This window comes from Sorangium sp. So ce363, assembly GCF_051520435.1.
GTDB lineage: Bacteria > Myxococcota_A > Polyangia > Polyangiales > Polyangiaceae > Sorangium > Sorangium cellulosum_B.
In genome coordinates, this window is the sequence record NZ_CP150333.1 from 10,289,879 (window position 1) to 10,300,000 (window position 10,122).

Below are 10,122 nucleotides of genomic sequence, written 5' to 3' on the forward strand. Positions count from 1 at the left end.
CTCTCGACATGGCGGCGGCGCGCCGTGGACGGGCGTGGCGCTCCCGCCGGGGCGCGGGCGTCTGCCGCCGCGGGGCGGCTGTCGACCGCGGCAGCACAGTGCTATGGCACGTCGCGATATGGCCGCCGAGACGATGGACCCCCGCGCCTCCACCGAACCTTCTCCCAACGAGCCGCGTGAGCCCGCGCGCTACGATCATGCCGCCGTCGAGCCGCGCTGGCAGCGCGCGTGGGAGGAAGGCGAGACCTTCCGCGCCGTCCGCAGCGCGGACCCCGCCCGCGCGAAGCGCTACGTGCTCGACATGTTCCCCTATCCGTCGGGGTCGGGGCTGCACGTCGGCCACCCCGAGGGGTACACGGCGACCGACATCATGTCCCGCTACTTCCGCATGCGCGGGATCGACGTGCTGCACGTCATGGGCTGGGACGCCTTCGGGCTGCCGGCGGAGCAGCACGCCCTCGAGACCGGCACGCACCCGGCCGACACGACGGCGCGGAACATCGCGACCTTCAAGCGCCAGCTCAAGATGCTGGGCTTCAGCTACGACTGGTCGCGAGAGCTCTCCACGACCGATCCGCGCTACGTGCGCTGGACGCAGTGGATCTTCCTCCAGCTCTTCAAGAAGGGGCTCGCGTACCAGGACGAGGTGAGCGTCAACTGGTGCCCGGCGCTCGGGACCGTCCTTGCGAACGAGGAGGTGATCGACGGCAAGAGCGAGCGCGGCTCGCACCCGGTCTACCGGACGCCGCTCAGGCAATGGATGCTCCGCATCACCGCCTACGCCGACCGCCTGGCGGAGGATCTGCGCCTCCTCGACTGGCCTGAAGGGACGGTGGCGATGCAGCGCTCCTGGATCGGCCGCTCGGAGGGGGCGCTCATCACGTTCGAGGTCAAGGGATGGGGCAAGGGCGCGCTGAGCGTGTTCACGACCCGCCCCGACACGCTGATGGGCGTCACCTACGTCGTGCTCGCGCCCGAGCACCCGCTCACGACATGGCTCACGAGCGCGGAGAGCGGCGCGTCCGAGCCGCGCCGCGAGGCGGTGCGCGCGTACGTCGCGGCCGCTGCGGGCAAGAGCGATCGCGAGCGGCTCGCCGCGGCGGCGAGGGAGAAGACCGGCGTCGACACCGGCCTCGTCGCCGTCCACCCCATCACGGGCGTGGAGGTGCCGATCTGGGTCGCCGACTACGTGCTCGCCGGCTACGGCACCGGCGCCGTGATGGCGGTGCCAGGGCACGACGAGCGCGACTTCTCCTTTGCCCGCACCTACGGGCTGCCCATCGTCGAGGTCGTGAGCCCCGACGGCACCCTGCACGACCAGCTCGAGGCCGCCTACGTCGACCCGGGCGTCGCGGTCCGGAGCGGCGAGTTCGACGGGCTCGCGACGGAGGAGTGCAAGCGCGCGGTCATCGCGCGCCTCGAGGCGCTCGGGCGAGGCAAGCGCGAGGTGAACTACAAGCTGCGCGACTGGGTCTTCTCCCGCCAGCGCTACTGGGGCGAGCCGATCCCGATCTACTTCCCCGTCGAGCTCGCCGATCCGCAGGGCGATCCCAGGAAGGGCGCCGCGCACACGATCCGCTACGACCAGCCGATCGCGGTCGACGAAGCCAGCCTCCCGATCGAGCTGCCGCCGCTCGCCGACTTCCGCCCTGGCGACGACCCTGCGGGGCCGCTGGCGCGCGCCGTCGACTGGCGCTTCTTCCAGCGGGACGGCAAGTGGTACGCGCGCGAGACGAACACGATGCCCCAGTGGGCGGGCTCGTGCTGGTACTACCTCCGCTTCCTCGATCCGCAGAACGACGCGGAGCCGTTCTCGGAGGCCGCGTACGACGCGTGGATGCCCGTCGACCTCTACGTCGGCGGCGCGGAGCACGGCGTGCTGCACCTCCTCTACGCGCGCTTCTGGCACAAGGTGCTCTACGACCTCGGCCATGTGAAGCACCCCGAGCCCTTCGCGAAGCTCGTCCATCAGGGGATGATCCTGGGCGAGGACAACGAGAAGATGTCGAAGTCGCGGGGCAACGTGATCAACCCCGACGACATCGTGCGGGCCCACGGCGCCGACGTGCTGCGGATGTACGAGATGTTCATGGGCCCGCTCGAGGCGGTGAAGCCCTGGCAATCAGGGCAGATCCAGGGGGTGGTCCGGTTCCGGGACCGCGTGTTCGCGACGTGCACGCGACCGCTCTCGGACGCGATGGACGACGCGACGAGCCGGCAGCTCCACAGGACGATCAAGAAGGTGACCGGCGACATCGAGGGGATGGCGTTCAACACCGCCATCTCCGCGATGATGGTCTTCGTGAATCACCTGAGCTCGCTGCCTTCGCCGCCGCGCGAGGCGGTCCTGCGGCTGATCCTCCTCGTCTCCCCCTTCGCGCCGCACCTCGCGGAGGAGCTGTGGCGGCTCACCGGCCACGAGCGTTCACTCAGCTACGAGCCATGGCCCACCTACGACGAGGCCTTCTGCGTCGACGACGTCCTGGAGATCCCGGTGCAGGTGAACGGCAAGGTCCGCGGTCGCGTGATGCTGGCGAAGGCGGCATCGGAGGAGGAGGCACGAGCCGCCGCGCTCGGCCTGGAGACCGTGGCCGCCCTCGCCGCGGGCAAGCAGCTGAAGAAGTTCATCTACGTGGCGGGGAAGATCGTGAACATCGTGGTCGGCTGACGCTCCGGCGCCGCCCGGAGAGCTCCGGCGCCGCCGAGAGAAAACGAGCGCTCGCAGCGCGGCGACGTCGCGAACGGACGCGCGGGATAGCAGCGCGAGGGAGGCGCTCCAGGGCGCGCGAGGCCCCGCGCCCGCGCCGCCTGCTCGCTGGAGCCTCGGGCTCCAGCGCCTTGCGCTCGGTTGACGACAGGGTCGGAGCTCGGGTGTACATGAGCCCGATCGGCGCGCTGACCGCATCCCGCACCACAGCGCAGCGGGGTGGCTCCGCCGACGCGTGAGCTTCCCCGGAAGCAATCCTCTCCTCCCTCGGGGCGCGCGGTGGTGCACAGCCCAGGCTGGCAGGTGCCGTGCAAAGGCGGCTGGCCGTGTGCCGGAACAGCACCGCATGGTGTACCCGAGCTGGCTGCCTCCTCGCCGCCGCGCTGGCCGGCTGCGCTGGAGACGCGGACGAAGCGGACCTGCACGAGCAGGACGCGGCCGAGGCCGCGCTGGAGATCAAGGGAGGGTATCTAGACGCTGGAGACCGCGCGGTCGCCGGGCTCCTCATCACCGATCGCAGAGGGCGCGTCGCGCGGACCTGCTCGAGCACCGTGATCGCGCCCAACCTGGTGCTCACCGCGCAGCACTGCGTCGCGGAAGCTCCCAAGCTCATCGCCTGCAAGACGGCGACGTTCGGTGAGCCGGTCGATGCCTCGCAGGTCTACGCCACGCTCGGCGGGGCCCTGTGGGCTGCGGACACGCCGTGGATCGGCGCGCGCGCGCTGCTCAGCCCGCCCGACGGCAACGCCGTCTGCGGGCGCGACATCGCGCTCGTCGTGCTGTCCTCCCCGCTCGGCGGCAGCGAGGTCACGCCGCTCGCGCCGCGCCTCGATCGGCCGCCCGAGGAGAGCGAGGTCTACTCGGCGGTGGGCTTCGGCGACACGGAGGGCAGATCGCGCGGCGGCGGCGTCCGCAGGCGCCGCGATGGGCTCCACGTCGAGTGCGTCGGGTACGGGTGCGGAACGCAGGAGCGCGTCACAGGAGGCGAGTGGCGCGGAGAGAACGGCATCTGCAGCGGCGACTCGGGCGGACCGGCGCTCGACGTCGCGGGGCGGATCATCGGCGTGACGTCGCGCGGGCCAGCCGGCTGCGCCGACCCCATCTATGGTGGGCTCATCGCCCATCGCGACTGGCTCGTGACCGAGGCGAGGCGCGCCGCCGACGTCGGCGACTACGACCCGCCCTGGTGGGCCACGGCGTCGGACCCCGCGGAGCGCTTGCCTTCGCGCCGGCCGCTCGATGAGCGCTGGCTCTCGTGCGCGCACGGCCCCCTCGTCGGCGACGACAGCGGGGCCGCGGCTGCGTGCGCGCTGCTCGCGATGCTCGCGCTGCTCGCGCGGAAGCGAGCCAGGACGTCCCGCGGCTGACATGCCGCGCATGCCGCGCACGCCACGCGCGCGCCGCGCCGCAGAGCACGATTTCCGCCTGATCGAAGCTCCAGCGCACACCTCGCCTGCTAGGATGCGGGCGTCCTGCCCCGCGGAGTGTCCATGCCCATTTCGCCCAGCATCCGTCCGGCCGCGCTGCTCGCGGCGCTCGCGCTCGCCTCGCTTCCCATCGGCTGCGGCCCCACCTACGTGCGCGGCAATCAGGTCGAGGGGCTCGACGACGCGGCGATGAGCACGGGAATCGATAGGCGCGACATCGAGCAGCTCCTCCACGAGAACCTGACGTCGCTGATGGCCTCTCCGGTGGCCAAGGCGTGGGCGCACGACGGCTCGCGGCCCACGCTCGCCATCTATCCGCTGTCGAACCAGACGAGCGAGCACATCGACAGCCAGCTTCAGGCGCTCCTGTCCGATATCGAGACGTACCTGGCCCGGGCGAGCCTCGTCACCGTGGTGAGCGTCGAGCGCCAGCAGCAGATGGTCGCGGAGGTCGAGAAGCAGCACGGCGGCGGGTTCGATCCGAACCACATCGCCGAGTACAACCGCCAGCTCGGCGCGAAGTACTACCTCACCGGCAAGGTCTTCACCGCCGATGAGCGCACCGAGGACGAGCGCCGCGTCCAGTACTTCATGTTCATGCAGCTCATCGAGGTCGCCACGAGCGCGGTGGCCTGGCAGAACAGGGCGGCCTTCACCAAGGCGCTCATCCAGGAGTGATGCGCCGGCGGCACGCGAGCCTCGCGGGGCGCAAGCGTGCGGCCCTGGCTCCTCTCGCGCTGCTCCTCGGCCTCTGGCAGGCTGCCTGCGGCGGACATGAAGATCGCGTGCGCACCGCGCTCCAGGCGCTCGATCGCGGCGCTCCCGCCGAGGCGGTGGCCGCGCTGAACGAGCAGCTCGAGGTCGAGACCGCGGCTCAGCTCCCGGCGCTCCGGGGCGACAACGCGCTCCTCCTGCTCGACCGCGGCAACATCCTCCTCAGCATGGACAGCTACCGGCTGTCCGCGCGCGATCTCGGGGCCGCGGACAAGTCGATCGACCTGCTCGACATGTCGCGCGGGGCCGCCCACGATCTCGGCAAATACCTCTTCTCGGACGACGTGGGCCCGTACAAGGCGCCTGCCTACGAGAAGCTGCTCATCAACACCATCAACATGATGAACTACCTGGCCCAGCGCGACCTCAGCGGGGCCAGGGTCGAGGCTCGCCGCCTCGCGATCATGCAGAGATACCTGCGGGATCACGAGGGCGAGACGGCGCTCCTCGGCCTCGGCAGCTACCTTGCGGGCCTCGCCTTCGAGAAGAGCGGCCAGGCTGACGAGGCGCTCCTCCACTACGACGACGCCCTCCGCCACGGGTCGTATCCGTCGCTCCGCCGCCCGCTCCGCGCGCTCACGCGCGGCGAGCCCAGGTCGCCCCGCATCGCCGCGTTGATCGAAGGTGAGGCCCCGCCGCCGCCCCTCGACGAGACCGGCGAGGCCGAGCTCATCGTCGTCGTCGGGTTCGGGCGCGTCCCGCAGAAGGTGCCGCAGCGCCTTCCGATCGGCCTCGCGCTCACGCTCGTAGCCAACGACATCAGCCCGACGGATCGCGCGCGGGCGAGCGAGCTCGCGGCGAAGGGGCTCGTGACCTGGGTCAACTACCCGACGCTCGCCCGGGGCAAGGGCGGCTATTCGATTCCCACGCTGAAGCTCGACGGGCGCTCCCAGCCGATGGAGCAGGCGCTCGACGTCGAGGCGCAGGTGCGCGCGGCCTGGAAGAAGAGCGAGGGGACCGTCGTCCTGTCGGCCATCACCAGGACCGTCGCCCGCATCGCGGCCGGCGAAGCCGCGCAGGGCGCCACCGAGGCGGCCGCGGAGGACTCCGGGCCGCTGGGCCTGCTCGTCGGCCTGCTGACGAGCGCGACGCTGACCGCGCTCGACACGCCGGACACGCGCGGATGGTCGACGCTCCCCGCGCGCATCGCGATCGCGCGGACCCGCGTCCGCGCGGGCACGCACGACGTGGTCGTCGGCGTCCGCGGCGAGTCGAGGCGCGCCCGGGTGAGCGTGGCCGCTGGCGGGTGGGCCTTCGTCCCGGTGATGGTCCTCCGCTGAGCGGCGCGCGCGGACGGGAGGGTTGCGGGCGCACTCCTCCCGCGGCAGTCTCCGCGCCGATGCGTAGCCCTCATCTCCGCGCCGTGCTGGTTCACGCGCTCTCGGCGTGCTCGCCCCTCGCGCTCCTCTGCGCGACCGCCTGCGGGGCGCTCGCCACCTCGCCGTCGTGGGTCGGCGGCGGCCTCGCGGTCTCCGCGCCGATCCGGGCGGCCGAGGAGGACGCCGCGATCGAGCGGGAGCGCGCGGTGCTCGCGAGTCAGCCCAAGCAGATCGGCGCGCGGCATCTCCTCGTCATGCACGAGGGCTCGAAGAGCAAGCCCGAGGGCCTCCGCCGTACGCGCGCCGAGGCCCGCGCGCGAGCGCAGGAAGCGCTCCTCAAGATCCGCGGCGGGGCGAGCTTCGAGGAGGCGGTCGCGGAGTACAGCGACGAGCCGGGCGCCGCCGAGCGCGGCGGGGATCTCGGGGTGTTCGAGCGCGGCATGATGGTGAAGGGCTTCTCCGACGCCGCCTTCGCCTTGAAGATCGGCGAGGTGAGCGAGATCATCGAGACGCCGTTCGGCTTCCACATCATCAAGCGCACCGAGTAGCGCCCGCTCCAGGTCGTCGCGCGCCGGCCGCGGGCTCGACGCCTCGGCCTTCGTCGCCTAGCGTGGCGCGCATGACGAGGACCGTCCGCGCTGCGCCGACCGCCGAGCACCGCCGCATCGAGGAAGAGCGCGAGCGCCTCCAGCGCTGGAAGCACTGGGGCCCCTACCTGTCGGAGCGGGCCTGGGGGACGGTGCGCGAGGACTACAGCGCGAACGGGGACGCGTGGGCGCACTTCCCTCACGACCATGCCCGGAGCCGCGCCTATCGCTGGAACGAGGACGGGCTCGGCGGCATCTGTGACCGACACCAGATCTTGTGTCTCGCCGTCGCCGTCTGGAACGAGCGGGATCCGATCCTGAAGGAGCGGGCCTTCGGCCTGACCGGGCCGGAAGGCAACCACGGCGAGGACGTCAAGGAGATCTACTACTACGAAGACGCGACGCCGACCTCCAGCTACCTGCGCTATCTCTACCGGTACCCGCAGCGGCCGTTCCCCTACGAGGCGCTCGTCGCCGCCGCGCGCGGCCGCGGACTCTCGGAGGGCGAGGCAGATCTCCCCGATCTCGGCGCCTTCGACGGGGATCGTTACTTCGACATCTTCGTCGAGTACGCGAAGCGGAGCCCGAGCGACATCCTGATGGTCATCACCGTGGTGAACCGCGGCCCGGAGGCCGCGCCGATCCACGTGCTCCCGCATCTCTGGTTCCGCAACACATGGTCCTGGACCGAGCCTCCGGGTCCGATCCCGGAGATCCGGGCCATGGAGACCGACGCCGGTCATGTGATGCTGCGCGCGGCGCACCCCGAGCAGGGCGCGCATCACCTGTACATCGAGGGCAGCCCGGAGCTGCTCTTCACCAACAACGAGACGAACCGCGAGCGGCTCTATGGGGCCCCTTCGCGGACACCGTACGTCAAGGACGCGTTCCATCACCGGGTCGTCCACGGCGACGAGCCGCGGGTGAACGCCGAGCGCCGCGGCACGAAGGCCGCGAGCTGGCATCGCTTCGAGGTGCCGGCCGGCGGGAGCCGGCGGATCCTGCTCCGGCTCGCGCCCGAGCCGGTGGACTGCCCCTTCGACGGCGCGGACGAGCTCCTGGAGGCGCGGCGCGGGGAAGCGGACGAGTACTATCTCGCCGTCCAGGGCCCTGCCCTTTCCGACGATCGCCGCGCCATCCAGCGTCAGGCGGCGGCGGGGCTGTTCTGGACGATGCAGTTCTACCACTACGACGTCGACACCTGGCTCCGCGGCGACGCGCACGCGCCGCCGCCCGAGCGGCTGAGCGGTCGAAACGCCCACTGGCGGCACGTCTCCGTCGCCGATGTCGTCTCCATGCCCGACGCGTGGGAGTACCCCTGGTTCGCGGCGTGGGATCTCGCCTTCCACGCGGTCGCGCTGGCCTCGCTCGACATCGATCTCGCGAAGGCCCAGCTGAAGATGATGGTCAAGGAGTGGTACCAGCACCCGAACGGGCAGCTGCCTGCCTACGAGTGGGAGTTCTCGGATCTGAACCCCCCGGTGCATGCCTGGGCGACCTACCAGATCTACAAGATCGAGCGGAAGCAGCGGGGCGAGGGCGATCGGGTGTTCCTGGAGCGGGTGTTCCACAAGCTCCTCATCAACTTCGCCTGGTGGGTCAACAAGCGCGACGCCGAGGGGCACAACGTCTTCGAAGGCGGGTTCCTCGGCCTCGACAACATCTCGCTCTTCGATCGCAGCGAGCGGCTCGCGCCCGGGATGCGCCTGGAGCAGGCGGACGCCACGGCGTGGATGGCGATGTACTGCCTCGACCTCATGCGCATCGCGCTGGAGCTCGCGCTCGACAACTCCGCGTACGAGGATCTCGCCAGCAAGTTCTTCGAGCACTTCTTGCGGATCGCGCACGCGCTCCACCACACGGCGGACGGCCGGCTGCCGCTCTGGTCCGAGGAGGACGGCTTCTACTTCGACATCCTCATCGCCGGAGGGAAGCCGCGGCACGTGAAGATCCGATCGGCCGTCGGCCTGATCCCGCTCTGCGCGGTGCACGTGATCACCCCGGAGATCTACGGCAAGCTCGCGAACTTCCGGCGCCGGACCGAGTGGTTCCTCCGCAGGAACCCCGCGCTAGCCGAGGCGATCACCGTACGTCCAGACGGCCGCCAGGTGCTCTCCGCGGTGCCGCCGGGGCGCCTCGAGCGGGTGCTCGCGCACCTGTTCGACGAGGACAAGTTTCTCTCGCCGTTCGGCCCGCGCTCGCTCTCCAAGGAGCACGCGGCCGCGCCCGTCTCGCTCGGGCTCGAGCCCTGCGACGCGCAGTACACGGTCGGCTACGAGCCGGGCGAGTCGATCACGCGCATGAAGGGCGGCAACTCCAACTGGCGCGGCCCGATCTGGTTCCCGCTCGGCTACCTGCTCTACCGCTCGCTCCTCCGGCTCGACCACGGCTTCGGCGACGTGCTCACGATCCCGTCGCTCGGCGGCCACGGCCCTCGCACGCTCCGCGACGGAGCGCACGAGATCGCGCGCCGGCTGATCGCGATCTTCGAGCGCGACCGCGAGGGGCGCCGCCCTGTGTACGGCGAGCACCCCCTCTTCCAGCGTGATCCTCGATTCCGAGATCGCCTGTTCTTCTTCGAGTACTTCCACGGCGACACCGGCGCAGGGCTCGGCGCCTCGCACCAGACCGGCTGGACTGCCCTCGTGGGCGACCTGATCCTCCGCACGGAACGGCACGACCACCCGCGTTCGTAGCGCACCCCACATAGCGTTCGGCTCATCACCGGTTCGTACCGGATCCGTGCTAGGAGGGCGCCTGTGTCGCTGGCGTTCGGCGTCTCGCTCCTCGCGTTGGCCGTCATGCTGGGCGGCATTGCGGCGATGTTCCGTCACAGGAGCGAGGGCGCGATGTCTGCGTTGCGGACGTTCGCCCTCGTCGGTGCGGCGTCGATCGCGCTGCTTCACCTGCTCCCGGAGGCGATCGCCGAGATCGGCTGGCTAGCGCTGTTCGCGGCGGCGTCTGGCTTCCTGGCGCCGGCGGTGCTGGAGCGCTTCGTGCTCGGCGATGCTGGGGCTCACCGGACGCCGACGACGGCGCTCGCGATGGGGTACGCCGCGGTGCTCGCGCATCAGTTCGGCGAGGGCGCGGCGGTGGCGTCGCTCTCACGGGTTGGACAGCTCTCGCTCCCTGTCGTGCTCGTGATCGCTGCGCACACGGTGCCGCTGGCCATGGTGGTGGCCATTCAGGTCCTCGAGGTGAAAGCCGATGCCGGCGGCACGCGCGCCATGAGCGCTGCGCTCGCGGGCATTGCGCTCGCCACGGTGGTTGGCGCCTTCGCGACGCGGCTTGTCGACCTGGAGCACCTC

7 protein-coding genes (1 of these 7 running past the window's edge) are annotated in these 10,122 nt (G+C 71.1%); all 7 read left to right on the forward strand.

Annotated features, from left to right (window positions below):
* Window positions 1-103: 103 nt before the first annotated feature.
* A complete protein-coding gene (leuS, locus tag WMF12_RS38675) occupies window positions 104-2,668 on the forward strand; it encodes a leucine--tRNA ligase (protein WP_437853268.1) in 2,565 nt (854 codons plus the stop codon).
* A 347-nt stretch (window positions 2,669-3,015) separates the two neighbouring features.
* A complete protein-coding gene (locus WMF12_RS38680) occupies window positions 3,016-4,074 on the forward strand; it encodes a trypsin-like serine protease (protein ID WP_437853270.1) in 1,059 nt (352 codons plus the stop codon).
* A gap of 123 nt (window positions 4,075-4,197) precedes the next feature.
* Window positions 4,198-4,812, forward strand: coding sequence for a penicillin-binding protein activator LpoB (locus WMF12_RS38685; protein WP_437853272.1), 615 nt, complete (start codon window positions 4,198-4,200; stop codon window positions 4,810-4,812).
* A complete protein-coding gene (locus WMF12_RS38690; protein ID WP_437853274.1) occupies window positions 4,812-6,188 on the forward strand; it encodes a hypothetical protein in 1,377 nt (458 codons plus the stop codon). Before WMF12_RS38685 ends, WMF12_RS38690 begins: the two co-directional genes overlap by 1 nt.
* A gap of 59 nt (window positions 6,189-6,247) precedes the next feature.
* Window positions 6,248-6,775, forward strand: a complete 528-nt coding sequence (locus tag WMF12_RS38695; protein WP_437853276.1) for a peptidylprolyl isomerase — start codon at window positions 6,248-6,250, stop codon at window positions 6,773-6,775.
* A gap of 71 nt (window positions 6,776-6,846) precedes the next feature.
* Window positions 6,847-9,510, forward strand: a complete 2,664-nt coding sequence (locus tag WMF12_RS38700) for an MGH1-like glycoside hydrolase domain-containing protein (protein ID WP_437853279.1) — start codon at window positions 6,847-6,849, stop codon at window positions 9,508-9,510.
* Window positions 9,511-9,573: 63 nt separating this feature from the next.
* Window positions 9,574-10,122: the 5' portion of a hypothetical protein gene (locus tag WMF12_RS38705; protein ID WP_437853281.1), read on the forward strand. 279 nt of this gene lie beyond the right edge of the window; the window shows 549 of its 828 coding nt (coding positions 1-549); its start codon is at window positions 9,574-9,576; its stop codon lies off the right edge, out of view.

What these genes read in the sequence shown, in the direction of transcription:
- WMF12_RS38695 (WP_437853276.1), top strand. Translation starts at nt 6,248, where the DNA reads ATGCGTAGCCCTCATCTCCGCGCCGTGCTGGTTCACGCGCTCTCGGCG.
- WMF12_RS38690 (WP_437853274.1), top strand. Translation starts at nt 4,812, where the DNA reads ATGCGCCGGCGGCACGCGAGCCTCGCGGGGCGCAAGCGTGCGGCCCTG.
- WMF12_RS38685 (WP_437853272.1), top strand. Translation starts at nt 4,198, where the DNA reads ATGCCCATTTCGCCCAGCATCCGTCCGGCCGCGCTGCTCGCGGCGCTC.
- WMF12_RS38700 (WP_437853279.1), top strand. Translation starts at nt 6,847, where the DNA reads ATGACGAGGACCGTCCGCGCTGCGCCGACCGCCGAGCACCGCCGCATC.
- leuS (WP_437853268.1), top strand. Translation starts at nt 104, where the DNA reads ATGGCACGTCGCGATATGGCCGCCGAGACGATGGACCCCCGCGCCTCC.